This window comes from Mariniblastus fucicola (assembly GCF_008087665.1).
In the GTDB taxonomy this organism is placed as follows: Bacteria; Planctomycetota; Planctomycetia; order Pirellulales; family Pirellulaceae; genus Mariniblastus; species Mariniblastus fucicola.
On sequence record NZ_CP042912.1, the window covers coordinates 4061402 to 4075094 of the forward strand.

Genomic DNA, 13693 nt, shown 5'->3' on the forward strand with positions numbered 1-13693 from the left:
CGCTGATGTTACAGGGACTGCTTGCCTGCTGCTCTCATCATCTCTGGACCGATGGTTCGCATCTCTCTACCTTTCCGCGATTGATGTAAAAAGTACACGCGCGAATATTGAACCATGAATCTGCAGAAACGATGGCCTGACTTTCTGATCCCCGCAGGGCTGATTGCCTGTTTGACTGTCATTCTTGTTCCGCTGCCGCCGGCGCTAATGGATGTGCTGCTGGCCGCGAACCTGACGCTGGCGATCGTGATGTTGCTGAGTACGATCTACGCCAAATCGCCGATGGAGCTGAGCCTGTTCCCGGCTTTTCTGCTTGGCACGACGCTCGCCAGACTGGCACTCAACATTGGAACTACGCGATTGATTCTGACTCGCGGACCGCAGGACCACGAACAGGCTGCCGGCGACGTGATCGCCAGTTTCTCCAACTTTGTGACGGGAGATTCGATTGCAATCGGGCTGGTAATTTTCTCCATTATCGTTGTCGTTCAGTTTGTCGTCATCGCCAAAGGTGCGACTCGGATCAGTGAAGTATCCGCGCGATTTTCGCTGGACGGAATGCCTGGCCGACAGATGGCGATCGAAGCAGAACTGAACTCGGGCGCGATCGACGCCGAACAAGCCAAAGCACTTCGTCGCGAAGCATCGGAACAGGCTGATTTTTACGGAGCCATGGACGGAGCAAGCAAGTTCGTCCGCGGCGATGCGATTGCTGGCGTACTGATCACGCTGATCAACATCGTGGGTGGATTGACGATCGGTCTGACGCACAACATGTCCCTGCCCGATGCGGCGGCAACGTTTACCAAACTGACAATCGGTGACGGTTTGGTCAGCCAACTTCCGGCGCTGTTGATCGCTCTGGCGGCCGGCATTCTGGTTACAAGAAGTCATCGCAAAACGGATCTTTCGCGGGAAGCCGTCCAACAGGTTTTGGCCAAGCCTATCGTTCTGGTCACTGCTGCAGTATTTCTCGGCTTGCTGGTCCTGACCAAGCTTCCGATGATTCCGCTGTTATCTGTCGGAGCAATCTGTCTGTTGTTTGCGTGGACCGGAAGCCAACAGAAATCGAATTCTGAGTCCGATACGGCACCCGAGCCACCTGCGCCGGTCAAGGAAATTTCGATCGACCGATTACTGACCAATGACTTGATGGAAATCGAACTGGGCCTGGACCTGATTCGACTGGTGGATGCAAAACAGGGAGGCACGTTGTTGCAAGGCGTCAGCAGCGTACGCCAACAGGTGGCCGCGGAACTGGGAATCATCCTTCCCAAAATTCGAATCCGCGACAATTTAAAACTTGGACGTAAAGAGTATCGCGTCATGATCCAGGGCAATGCGGTCGAGCGTGCGTCGCTGGAGCCGGATCATCTGCTGGCAATGGACTGCGGTTCGGCAACGAAGCCACTGGAGAATGGCGTCGTTGTAGGGCTTGCGTCGGAATCGATTGCGCAGCCCGGATACTGGATTGAGGCCTCTGCCTGGGAGCAAACGGAACTGGCCGGCTATCGAATCCGCTCTTGCACCGAGGTGCTGACAGCACAGCTAAAGAAATGCTCAATCGCCAACGCGAATGAATTGCTGACTCGAGACGCGACGGCTCAGCTGATGGATGAGCTGAAAAAATCTTCGCCAACCATCGTCAACGAAATCGTGCCCGATGTTCTGCCGCTGGCCGATGTCCAAACGGTGCTGCAGTCGCTGCTGGAAGAAGGCGTTTCGATTCGCCCGCTGCATTTGATCATGGAAACAATCGGCTCGGTGGCGCCGAAGACGAAAACGCTGACGCAACTGGTCGAGAAAATCCGAATGAAACTGGCTCGGCATATCTCTGGCGGATTGGCAACGGATTCTCATGGAGCGATCTCCGTGTTCACGATTTCGGAAGAGCTACAAAATCGAATTGCTTGTGCGTGGTCGGACGAAGGAGACGAACTCCACCTCGACATGCCGAACTCGATTGTGGAGATGTTGATTGTTGCGATGAACGATGCGTCATCTCGCATGTCGGCGGCTGGCTTACGTCCGGTGGCGTTGGTCGATCAATCGATTCGACCTGTCGTTGCGGAGCTGTGTCGGAAAATCGGTAGCAATCCGTTCGTGATCGGCGATCGAGAGCTGGAAGGCGTTCACGCGACCGTGTTTGGCGAAATCACCTCGGAACAGTTGTCGCGTCTGGAACGTTCCGCAGCGTAGCCAACGATTCGTCTAATTTCTTGTCGCTGTATTGGCGTATTCTGTTGTTGGTGGATTCAGTGCCTGGACATGGCTCCGACGACCACGAATGCCGCCGCTGAAGCCGCGACCAAGACCGCAAGCATGTTCACGCAAGCGTGAATATCGCGTCTGTCACCAAGCCTTCTCACACGCCCCACAGCGTGGCAGAACTTGCCAAACACAGCACCGCTGTGGAACCTTGCTACGGCCGTCCATGATTATTCGGTTTCCCCTCAAAGTTTGTCCATCGGGAAAATTGCAAACTTTTGATGGACTGTTGGCCAACCGAACGCCGATGTTTTTCGAAAGCGAATTCTATGCGCACGTCTGCGCGTACTTTGCTTTGTGGTTTCTGACTGGCTTCCCGTCGCGGTTTTTCGCAAAAATTACGAACCTTGTAATTTGTTCATTGACGTGATGAAGCGATTTTTGATAACTACTCCCCCGTCAGGTTGCTCTCACAAGTAACTTTGATGAACTGAAATCATAAATCCGGTCGCGTTGGTCAGTAGCTTGCCTGGCGTGGAACCAAAAGATATCGCGAGCCAATCACGGAGGATTGAATGGCGACAACGGTTGCAAAAAACGAAGAGATCCTTGAAGTCTGGAAAAAGTACAAACCAGACTGCAGCGACAAACAGCTGCGGAATACTCTTATGGAACGGTACTTCCCTCTGGTGAAGTACAACGGAGAAAGAATCTGGCAAAGATTGCCGGATGGTGTCGAACTCGACGACTTGATCTCGGCCGGAGTCTTCGGACTGATGGACGCGATCGACGCTTTCGATCTGGAGCGTGGGGTCAAGTTCGAAACGTATTGCGTGCCGCGTATTCGCGGTGCGATGCTCGATGAATTGCGAACCATGGATTGGGTGCCTCGCCTCGTCCGCTCCAAGGCCAGCAAAGTCGGAAACGCAACCAAGCGTCTGGAAACCAAGATGGGTCGCAAGCCCACCATCCAGGAATTGGCTGCGGAGATGGAACTGACGGTTCCGGAGACCGAGAAAATGATCAGCGATGCCAACGCGGTTGGTCTGATCAGCCTGAACAAGAAATGGTACGAAACCGACAGCTACAAGGACGTTCGAGAAATCGATATCCTTGAAGACAAAAAGGGCGAAGACCCAACGCGTCGGATTCAAAAGAATGATTTGATGCGTCTGGTGACCAAAGGTCTCAATCGCAACGAGCGTCTGATCATCATTCTTTATTACTACGAAGAGTTGACGATGAAAGAGATCGGGCAAACGCTTGATCTGAGCGAGAGTCGCGTGAGCCAGATGCATAGCAGCATCGTGCAACGCCTCCAGCATCAACTTGGTACTCGTCGCAACGAGTTTGGCCGCGGTGGCGGTCGAATCAAGTAGTCATGATTTGGCTTGAAAATCAAAAAAGCAGCTGTCGGTTTCGGCGGCTGCTTTTTTTGTAACTCAAATCGGTATCGCTTCAGCCTTCATCGCAGGACTCAAAGGAATCGAGTCGCCAGCGATTAAGTTCAACGATCATGCTGACTACATCCAGCGGGCGTCGATATCGAGGTCGCGTTCGTCATGCTGTGTACCGATCGAAGCTTTCAACGCCAGTTCTCTCTCAAGCGAAACGACAGGCTGTTCTGGACGATGTTTGTCCTCCAGTTCCATCAACGCTTCCGCGAAGGAAAAGCTGAAGTCAAAGAACCGTTCCATGTCGACTTTGACGGGACGATCAACAGTCAACGTCAGCTTGGGACGTTGGCAGAGTTGGGCTGTTGAAATTTTTGATTCAAGAAGGTGGGCGATTCGATTGCGCATAACTGTCTCCATTTGTTTGGGTCACCATCCCTGAATGAAGCAGTCGCAATCTTTGCGACACATATTATAACGTCGGAGGCCACAATTCAGTTCACTGATTTTTCGGGGCAACCAAACTGCCAGCATGCAAATCCATTTTCGTTTTCTCATGAACCATCGATCCGACGGCACGTACTTAGCGTCAGTCAACCATCTTCGGTATCAAATTGCCCAGAAAGCGTTGAACAACACTGAACAAACTGAACGAATCACCGCCGTTACGTGATTCGAAGAATCCATCCCCAAAACAAAGGACTCCAGATTCGCTAGCACTCCGGTCGATACCATTCATGTTCGCACTGCATTGGTCGCTTGACACATGGATGGCACATTCATCGACTGAGTTTGCATTGGAAAGTTGGCTTCAACGGATGGAGCAAAAAACAACTGCCGATCGCGAAAATGGAATTGTGCTAAATCCAAAATAATGGAATCCTGTGCGTGAATGAAAACATTCGCGAGTGGAAACCTCAACCCCCGAAACCGGGAGAGACCAAAATGCAAATCAGACCTACATCAAACGTTCAGTCAACTTCTTCAGTTAATCTGCACGCCAACAACGCGACCTCTTCGACAGACACGAACCACTCGATCCCTGTCGACCAGGTGGATATCTCTTCAGAAGCTCAATCGATCACCCAAACTGGTACCGATTTCCGCAGCGACCGAGTCAACGAAATTCGTGCTCAGATCAGCAGCGGTGTCTACGAAACGCCAGCCAAGATCGATGCTGCAATCAGCCGATTGCTGGACGAGATCGCCTAACGCGATTCCAGAAAATATCTCCATCGAACCTCCGATTTGCGTTTGCAAGCCGGAGGTTTTTTCGTGCTACAGGCTTCTCAACCAAGCCCACAGATCCGCAACGTCCTGATCCGTGGCTTCACGCAGCAACCCCTCGGGCATCAGCGACTCGTTGGACTTCCGACTAAGCTCGATGTCTTCCGCAGCGACCCGAACGACTTCGCCAGTTTCTGTCGCCAACAGGATTCCAGCCATCGACTCATAGACGACGCTGCCACGGAATAGCTGACCGTCTTCGGTTGCGACCACGAACGCGCGATAGCGATCAGGAACATTATCATTTGGATCCGCGATCGCTTTCAGGACATCATCCCGTGAGAAACGCGATGCGATTCCCGCAAGCGAAGGGCCTGAGTTCTGTCCGCCGCCATCGTGACACGTCGCACACTGAAACTTTTTGTAGGCGAGACTTCCGCGAGCTGTGTCGCCGGTTGAAAAATCGATCTTGGAGAATCGCGTCAGCATTTCAGCCGCGGAACCGCTCGATTTGATATCGACCGAATGTTTGTTGACCAGATGCTGTTTCCAAAGCTCAAAGCTCGACCGCTGTTCACGTTTCGCGACTTCACTCAAATCGTAGCGGCGGATGGGATACCGAAAACTTGTTCCGGTCCATTTCTGCAACAGCATCACGATCTGATCGCGAACGGAAATCTCCGGATTGGTCCAGCCAAGCATTCCTTCGAGAGCCAACAAAGCTTCAAAATCCGACTTGGTGGCACCGTGGTTCGCGAGCTTCTGCAATCCGATCAAACTGGCTTTGTTAACGGTCAAGCTGAACGACTTGAGTCCTCGCATCAACAAGTCACGGTCTTCGGGCTGCGGACTTCGATGAACACTCATGACGACGACATCCATGAATTCATCACGATCAGCAAACATCCGCAGCAATTTCATAAAGCGAGGATCACGCGAAATACTTTGCAGCTGCGACTTCGTTGCTGCGTCGGGATCGGCTTCGATTTTTGCCGCGATTTTAACGCGAGCGACGTTACGAAAGATCTCGGGTAGCGAATCGTAGATCCAGATATCTGACGCGGCACCAAACGTCGGGTTCTGCACGATCGATTCCGGAATTCGCATGTCACGAAACAGAGCTTCTGCCAATTGCTGCATCCGCGGTTTCCAGTTTCGATCCACTGGCAAATCAGCAGCGTCGATTTCGCGTCGGACTCGCAGCAACCCATTCGCAATACCCGACGCCGAATCAGATTCGAGCTTGCCGCCGGCGACCGCGAGGCAATTCAGGTAGTGAATTCGTTGGACGGGGTCGTTTTCTCTATTCGCTATCGCCGCCAGAGCGTTGGCAACTGCACCATTCTCCAGGTTGATCATACCTGCCAAACGAGCGCACTCGAACATATCGCCGTCACGCTTCAGCATCGCCAGCAGCTTGTTTGAAATTGTGGCCTTCGCTCCTCCTTCAGCCGTGAAGGCATGTTTTGCCTGATGTCCAGCAAACATGCGATCGCCATCGCAGCCACCAAGGAATAGCTGCAACCCGCGAATGATCATTTCGAGGTCAGGTCCGCTCGACGTCTCCGCTTTGTCGAGCCACGCGATAAACGCGGAGCCTCTAGCGGCCCCATTTGACTTCAAATCATTGACCAGGCTTTTTTTCAGCTGCTCATTAAGTTGATTGTTAGGCTGTGCATCGCGAAGGGTGACGTTTTGGGCCTCCGAATCCAACACCGAACCGTCTTTCCAAATTCGATAGAGCGCACCTTCTGTGCCACGTCCGCCCGTGGTGATGAAGAGCGAACCATCTTTCGAAAACTCCAGGTCCGTCACCGCGAAGCCAAAGTTCCCGGTCGGTTTTGCGAAGATCTGAACTTCTTTCCCCAGCTTCGCGACACCGATGCGACCGAAGGTCCAATCGCCAACGAAAACGGCGTCCTGATAGGCTGGACCGAAGCGATTGGTTCGGCACGTCGCCACTCCAGTCGGGCTGCCGCGCCCCATTTCACCAACGAGAGTTGGCATGTCGAAGAAACTGGCGGGTCGTTTCCAACTGGCAGAAACCCAGCCAGCATCGTCTCCCGGTTTTGTATTGAAGATTCGGGTTGGACGATACCAGGGAAGCGAAACGTCGCGTTCGCCATCACTATCGTACACGTAGGCGTTCCCGTCGGCATCGAAATCAAAGTCGTATGGATTGCGAAAGCCATGGTTCACGATCTCAGCCGCGAAATTTGCACCCACGCCAACATCGGCAGGAAATCGCATCAAAAATCCGGCGCGAGGTTCCTTAACCGGAGAGCTTGGCAGAGAGTAATACTCTGGGCGAATCTGCGTGGCGTTGCCGCAAATGACATACCACCATTTCTTGTCAGCACTTCGCCGAATAGCGTGCGAACCGTGCTCAGCGTTCGTCGTGATCGGAACGATGTCCTCAAATACGAATGGCTGGCCTTCTTCGCGCGAAACCGACCTTTTGATCGCGCCGTCGACAGTCAGCCACATTTGCGATCCGTCAAACCAAACTCCCTGGGCAATGCCTTTGGTGACAGCAAGCGTTTCGAATTTCTCAAAAACGCCGTCGCCATCTTCGTCCAGCATCCGTCGCACGTAGCCAGGACCTGATACGATCGGCGCTCCGTCCGGATCAACCGTCATCGCGGAAGCATCCGGTACGAGGTCGTTGCCAGCGACCTTTTTGATTGAGTAACCGTCGGGCAATTCTACCGGGACGTTCTGGCAAACGGCGGTTTGCAATGCCCACGCCAATGCAACGATGGACAGGTTTAGGTGCGTTGTTCTCATCCCGAAAGTATAACGTCGATTCAGCGCGATTTCATTCGATAGTCACGACATTCGTATGGCGTGTGGATCGAATCACAATCATCAAGCCGAACGCCGCTACCGCGCACGCGACCAAGCCCCACGTCGGCGGTATCTTCTCTGCTTCTTTGGGGAACCAGGAAAGTTCACTCAGCTGTTTTTGATAGTAGCCCAAAAACGCGACCGTCCCGTTGTGCAACGCGTGCAAAATGAAGCCCGGCCAAATCGAATTCGACTTCCACGCGAGATAGCCCAGCAGAATTCCGATCAGCATCGTTGGCAGAAACCGGTCCAGTGAAATGGCACTGTTGGACAGAATGTGAAAGACGCCGAACAGTATCGCTGTCGTCGCAATCGCACTCCAGGCTTTCCACTCTTTGGCGAGTGACCGCAGCAGCATTCCTCGAAAAAACCACTCCTCGCAGAAAGCCGGGATGAGCGAAAAGCATAATGCAATGATCGCCGGTGACACCTGACGGAATCGCTCAACCTGTTCGCCGCTTAACTTCACCAGCAACTCATGCCGCTCCGACGCAGCGGCTTCTCCCGCCAGCATTCCGTAGATCGCGTAAGTGCCTTCTACCATCAACATCACAATCGGCCACAGACTCAGGCCCAGCACAATCGCGGCGACAAAGTAGCTCCATTTGGTGCTGTTCAAACCAAAGGCGGTTCGAAAACTGACTCGATTCATCCACGCGACAAACGAAGGGATGACGAAAAACGACGCGATCGTGAACGCCGCCATCAACAAACAGAACAGTGAGAAGTTTTCTGCAAGAGCCTTGCCAACCCGCCCCAAAACGCCAATGGAGACCATATTGAATGGCAACAACAGAACGAGGCACAGCAACGCAGAGACAATCGGGACGAAAGCAGCAACACGCTTGGGACGTTTTAGCAGACTCGAAACATTGACCTGCTGAGAATACAAAATGGAGTCGGCACCGAATGTTCTGGCCGCGATCGACAACGCCACGAAGGCGTATACCAAAGTTGAGATTACGGCGATCGCTGCGGCGCCGGCTTGAACTTCGCCCTGCATGACGTCCCGAGCCAGCACCAACAAGTTCATCATCGGCGTCACGGCAGTTAGCCCCCCAAGCTGAACAGTGGGAGACATCGCCAACAGTCCCGGGCCGAGCGAAAGTAAAATGATGGGCACGAGGTAGGCTTGAGCTTCTTTGAACGATCGGGCAAAGCTGGTCACCATCAGCAAGCACGCTGCGAAGAAACAGGCGAACAGGACCAACAGCAGGAACACTTTGAAAATGATTCCAACGCTCAATCCTCCTCCGGGCAGCATCGTGTCGAGCTGAAAGACCCACATCACGATCGTCATCCCGATAAGGTTCAGGATCGCGGTCAGCACCGCCACCGTCACCACGGCCACGAATTTGGCCAGCAAGATTCCCATTCGCGGAACCGGCGCGGCCATCAGTGTTTCCAACGTACCGCGTTCACGTTCGCCAGCGGTCAGATCGATCGCCGGATAAACGGCTCCGGTGATGGTCATCAAAACCAAAGCCAACGGAATCAGCGACGCAATTGTGCCACCGGCTGACTTGTTTTCACCAATTTCGATTTTGCTGACAACCGGTTCGCAAACGGGCAAGGTTCCGCCCTGGTCCTGAAAAACTTTTCGGATGAAAACGTCGTTCCATTGCCGGAATCTGTTTCGAATATAGTTCGCGGCTTCTTCCGAAATACGATCGTCGCGCCGCAGAATCCGGAACCCGGTGACCTGAAGTTTCTGCAGATCGATTTCCAGTTCCAACCCGACATCGGCGTCGCCTTGAGCCACAATCTGAGCCATGTCGCCATTGCCCTGGCCGTTGAGGAACATCCAATTGTTGTTCTCAAGCGACGGACCAAGATCAGAATTTGCATCGCTGACCTGATAGTCGAGATTGGCTTCTTCAGCCGAGTTTCCATCCGCGAAAACTTCGCCGGCGGCAATGCCTTGCGAGTCTGACTCTGCCACGCCTTCGCCAGCGTCACCGTTGCTCGAGTCTGTTACGTAATCGACTTCATCGAGGGCACGTGAGACCCGCAGCAAAAAAGCCCTGACTTCGTCATCGCTCAAATTCGAAGCGAAAACAATTCCGTAGCCGGGCTCTTCTTCACCAGGCAGTTGCTTGAGCGACGACAGCAGGAAATTCTGGAACACGAGGCTGAGGATTGGATACACCAACAACGGCATCAGGATCAGAGTGACGATCGTTCTCCGATCGCGCAATGTCTCCCGAAGCTCCTTTCGTGCCAGTCGCCAAATTCTGGCAATTCCACCTCTGGTTTGTGTTCGGCTGGTTGTTTCTGGAGCGTTCAATCAATAACTCAAACAGATGATTCTTCCGGCGCCGAAATCTCTTTCGACGAGTACTTTCCCTCGATGATGTCGACAAAAATTTCGACAAGATCCTGTCGCCCAGTCTGCTGTTGCAACTCAGCCAGCGTTCCGCCAAGCACCAATTTTCCTTCATGCAACAAGCCGAACCGATCGCAGACCCGCTGTGCCTGCTCAAGTCGGTGGGTGCACAAAATGATGGCTTTGCCCTGATCACGTAACAGATCGATATGCCGAAAGATGACCTGGCTGCCGACAACATCCAGTCCGAGCGTCGGTTCGTCAAAGATCATCACGCTGGGGTCGTGGATCATCGCACGAGCGAGATTGATCCGTTGCTTTTCTCCGGTGCTTAGGCCGGCACATCGCCGATGCAAAAATTTCTCAAACCCCAACAGCTCTGACAGAAGCTCGATTCTGGCTTCACAGTCTTCCGGGCTCATGCCATATACGTCTCCGAAAAAGCTGAGCATCTCATGCGCGGTCAGCCATTGATAGACTCCTGCGGATGAGGAAACAAAGCCAACGCGACGTTTGACTTCTTCGGGCTGATCGTCAGAACGAAAGCCGTGGATTTCTGCGAATCCGGAGTTCGCTTTCAACAGCCCCAGAATCATCCGCATCGAAGTCGTTTTGCCGGCTCCGTTGGGCCCCAGCAAGCCGAAGACTTCTCCGGCTCCGACGTGAAAAGAAATGCTATCCGCCGCGACAACATCGCGATCCGGCAGTTCGAATCGTCTGGTGAGCTCATGGACGTTGATGACGTTTGACATGAATAGATTGGAATCACTATCGAAGTTGAAAGCCACGGGGGATGAACAGATTTTTCTGTACGTACGTACCACGTTTCGGTTTGATTAAATTTATCCAGCCTGTTCCGCTGAATTTTTCAGTTTTGGCGTCACAGCCAGACAATCAAAATCAAGGAAACCGCCAACATGGCTTCGAGCGGCGAAGAATTGCGCTATAATCCATGCCTTCCCAGACCTGTCAGCCCCCCATGCCGTGACCAACAAACCGCTCAATCCAGATGACTGGCTACCGAACTTTGGCCTGCCGGGATTTCGCCCCGGTCAGCGTCAGGTCATCGATGCTGTGATCTCCGGCCGAGACACGCTTTGTATCATGCCGACCGGCGGAGGCAAAAGCCTCTGTTTCCAGCTGCCGACGATCGCGCGTTCCGGCATGGCGATCGTGATCTCGCCGTTGATCGCTTTGATGAAAGATCAGGTCGACTCCCTCAACGCCATCGACGTACCCGCAACTTTCATCAACAGTTCACTGTCGCAAGACGAGCAACAGAACCGATTGGCCAGGATGGCGGCCGGCCAGTACAAGCTGGTTTACATCGCGCCCGAGAGATTACGCAGCAACGCATTCATGCGGGCGATCAGCAAGATTGAGATTCAGCTGCTGGCCGTCGATGAAGCTCACTGCATCAGCCAGTGGGGGCACGATTTCCGTCCGGACTACGCAAGACTTGGAAAGTTCCGGGAACGCATCGGCAATCCCCAAACGGTAGCCCTCACCGCAACGGCGACCAAGCTGGTTCAGGACGACATTGCCAAGATTTTGGGCATGAAGGATCCGGCAACGTTTGTGACCGGGTTCGCTCGAGACAATCTTTCGCTGTGCGTTGAGAATCCGAACGGCAACCACGAGAAAGATCAACGGCTGCTTGAGTACCTGAAAGAAACGAAAGGCGCAGGAATTATCTACGCATCGACGCGGAAAAATTGCGAGCACCTGGTCGAGCTGCTGGAATCGAACCTCGACCGCAAGCTCGCCTTTTATCATGGCGGCCTGTCACCTGACCAGCGTCGCATGGTTCAGGAAAACTTTATGTCGGGCGAAACGCCGATCATTGTTGCGACAAACGCGTTCGGGATGGGAATCGATAAACCAGACCTTCGCTTCGTTGTGCACTACAACATGCCTGGCAGCGTGGAGGCGTATTACCAGGAAGCGGGCAGGGCGGGGCGAGATGGCAAACCTTCCCAATGTCTGATGCTGTTTTCGTATCAGGACAAGTTCATTCAGGAGTTCTTCATCGAGAACTCGTATCCGTCCCGCGAAATGGTTCGCGACGTGTACGAATTCCTGCGAGCAATCCCTGCAGACCCGATCGAGATGACGCTGCAGGAAATCAAAGAGGAACTGGACCTTTCGATCGGTACGTCGGGCATCGCGACCTGCGAGAATTTGCTGGAGAAAGCCGGCGCGATCGAGCGTTTGGACTCGAAGAATAACGCGGCAGGGATTCGTATCGATTCGGACATGAGAACGCTGATCGACTTGCTTCCTCCGGGCCAAAAAACGCGGCGACACGTGCTTCGCGGACTGGAAAAACTCGTCGGCGAGTTTCGCGGCGAAGTGGTTCTGTTCCAGCCAAAATGGTTGGCAGAACGGCTTGAGATGAAGTGGACGACGGTCAATCAGCACATTCGCGAACTCACGAAACTGGAACCCGTCAGCTTCGTGCCGCCGTTTCGCGGGAAAGCTGTTCATCTGCGGTGTCGCGACAAGGCCTTTGGCGATCTGGAAATCGATTTTGCGGAACTTGAACGGCGCCAAAAAGCCGAGATGGAAAAGCTGCAATCGGTGATTCGGCTGGGGACGACGCAGCGTTGTCGGCAGTTGGAGATTCTCGAGTACTTCGGTGATCCCGACCGTCGGCGATGTGGTTCTTGCGACAATTGTGACAAACGACCGAAACCGAATAAGGGAAATTCCAAGTTCGCGGATCCGGATGCGAGCCTGTACGCGGCTCAAGTTGCACTTAGCGGCATCGCCCGCACGCACGGACGAATCGGCAAAACGCTGGTCGCCCAGATGCTGAAGGGTTCGACGCAAAAGAAGCTGAAAGGGTTGGGGCTCGATCGGCTCAGCACTTTCGGATTGCTGAAACGTTTGCGCGTCGACGATATCGTGCAGTTGATTGAGTTCCTGATCGACAACGGCTACGCGGATCAGGTCGAAACGACGAAGTTCCGCCCAACAGTGCAGATCAACGATGAAGGCAAGATGTTGATGTTAGGCGAGTTGAACATCGATCTGACGGACCGGATGTCAACGAAACTGGTCGACCAAATCGGCATCAAACTGAAGGGCAAGCAACCGCATTTGTTGCCAACGCGAGATCAGGCTGACGCGGAATCAGAACCAGAAGGTGACGTGGATTCCAGCGATTCCGACGAAGACAATAGCGGTGTGGCGGACGCCGAGACCGACGACGTAGAAGCAGACTCGGTTGAAGAAACGACAGAATTACCCGATTCAGATTCGGATGAACAGCCTGATTCGGTTCGCGAATCGTCTAATCCACCGGTAGCGCCCGAGCCAAAAGTCAGAATTGACGCAGCGGAACAGTCGCTTCCCGGTCCCGGCCAGGTTCGTCCGAACTTTTTCTGGACTTGGCGTTTGTTCAAAGAAGGCTACTCGATGGAACACGTCATTCAGGCTCGGCAGCTTGACGACGAGACCGTGTTTGAGCATATGCTTCGTGCGGCCGACGACGGCTATCCGATCGACATCGCGTGGCTGATCAGCGAAGACGTTCAGCAATCGTTGCATTCGTTTGTTAGCGAAAACGAAGGAAAGCGTTTGCCGCAATTGTTGGCGTCGCTGCCGGATGGCGTCGAGTCAAACGAATTGATGCTGTTTCTGAAGCAGAGCCCAACAACCGAAGTTGCTGCCTCGGATCTGTAGCAAG

General features: G+C 53.5%; 8 protein-coding genes. 4 read left to right on the forward strand and 4 right to left on the reverse strand.

Annotated elements, in window-relative coordinates; genetic code table 11:
- Positions 1 to 114: 114 nt before the first annotated feature.
- Both MFFC18_RS14885 and MFFC18_RS14890 read left to right on the forward strand, forming a co-directional pair.
- Positions 115 to 2199 carry a flagellar biosynthesis protein FlhA gene (locus MFFC18_RS14885; RefSeq protein ID WP_075083360.1) on the forward strand — a complete coding sequence of 695 codons (2085 nt, stop codon included), beginning with the start codon at positions 115 to 117 and terminating at the stop codon, positions 2197 to 2199.
- Positions 2200 to 2783: 584 nt separating this feature from the next.
- Positions 2784 to 3587 carry a FliA/WhiG family RNA polymerase sigma factor gene (locus MFFC18_RS14890; protein ID WP_075083362.1) on the forward strand — a complete coding sequence of 268 codons (804 nt, stop codon included), beginning with the start codon at positions 2784 to 2786 and terminating at the stop codon, positions 3585 to 3587.
- A gap of 144 nt (positions 3588 to 3731) precedes the next feature.
- On the opposite strand, the gene MFFC18_RS14895 is transcribed toward MFFC18_RS14890, so the two are convergent.
- The gene (locus MFFC18_RS14895) at positions 3732 to 4010 is read right to left on the reverse strand and encodes a hypothetical protein (protein WP_075083363.1); all 279 of its coding nucleotides are present in this window, start codon (positions 4008 to 4010) and stop codon (positions 3732 to 3734) included.
- A gap of 537 nt (positions 4011 to 4547) precedes the next feature.
- Here MFFC18_RS14895 and MFFC18_RS14900 point away from each other — a divergent pair.
- Complete coding sequence (locus tag MFFC18_RS14900) at positions 4548 to 4814, forward strand: flagellar biosynthesis anti-sigma factor FlgM (protein ID WP_075083422.1); 267 nt, start codon at positions 4548 to 4550, stop codon at positions 4812 to 4814.
- Between the two features lie 66 nt (positions 4815 to 4880).
- On the opposite strand, the gene MFFC18_RS14905 is transcribed toward MFFC18_RS14900, so the two are convergent.
- From MFFC18_RS14905 to MFFC18_RS14915, 3 genes are read right to left on the reverse strand one after another with little or no spacing between them, the layout of a single operon-like run.
- A complete protein-coding gene (locus tag MFFC18_RS14905) occupies positions 4881 to 7616 on the reverse strand; it encodes a c-type cytochrome (RefSeq protein WP_075083364.1) in 2736 nt (911 codons plus the stop codon).
- Positions 7617 to 7647: 31 nt separating this feature from the next.
- The gene (locus tag MFFC18_RS14910) at positions 7648 to 9963 is read right to left on the reverse strand and encodes an ABC transporter permease subunit/CPBP intramembrane protease (RefSeq protein WP_075083365.1); all 2316 of its coding nucleotides are present in this window, start codon (positions 9961 to 9963) and stop codon (positions 7648 to 7650) included.
- Positions 9964 to 9971: 8 nt separating this feature from the next.
- Positions 9972 to 10754: an ABC transporter ATP-binding protein gene (locus MFFC18_RS14915; protein WP_075083366.1), complete on the reverse strand. Its 783-nt coding sequence runs from the start codon at positions 10752 to 10754 to the stop codon at positions 9972 to 9974.
- 232 nt (positions 10755 to 10986) lie between these two features.
- On the opposite strand from MFFC18_RS14915, the gene MFFC18_RS14920 reads away from it, so the two are divergent.
- A complete protein-coding gene (locus tag MFFC18_RS14920; protein ID WP_075083367.1) occupies positions 10987 to 13689 on the forward strand; it encodes a RecQ family ATP-dependent DNA helicase in 2703 nt (900 codons plus the stop codon).
- Positions 13690 to 13693 lie beyond the last annotated feature (4 nt).

Coding starts and splice junctions, on each gene's coding strand:
- MFFC18_RS14885 (WP_075083360.1), top strand. CDS start 115: ATGAATCTGCAGAAACGATGGCCTGACTTTCTGATCCCCGCAGGGCTG.
- MFFC18_RS14890 (WP_075083362.1), top strand. CDS start 2,784: ATGGCGACAACGGTTGCAAAAAACGAAGAGATCCTTGAAGTCTGGAAA.
- MFFC18_RS14895 (WP_075083363.1), bottom strand. CDS start 4,010: ATGCGCAATCGAATCGCCCACCTTCTTGAATCAAAAATTTCAACAGCC.
- MFFC18_RS14900 (WP_075083422.1), top strand. CDS start 4,548: ATGCAAATCAGACCTACATCAAACGTTCAGTCAACTTCTTCAGTTAAT.
- MFFC18_RS14905 (WP_075083364.1), bottom strand. CDS start 7,616: ATGAGAACAACGCACCTAAACCTGTCCATCGTTGCATTGGCGTGGGCA.
- MFFC18_RS14915 (WP_075083366.1), bottom strand. CDS start 10,754: ATGTCAAACGTCATCAACGTCCATGAGCTCACCAGACGATTCGAACTG.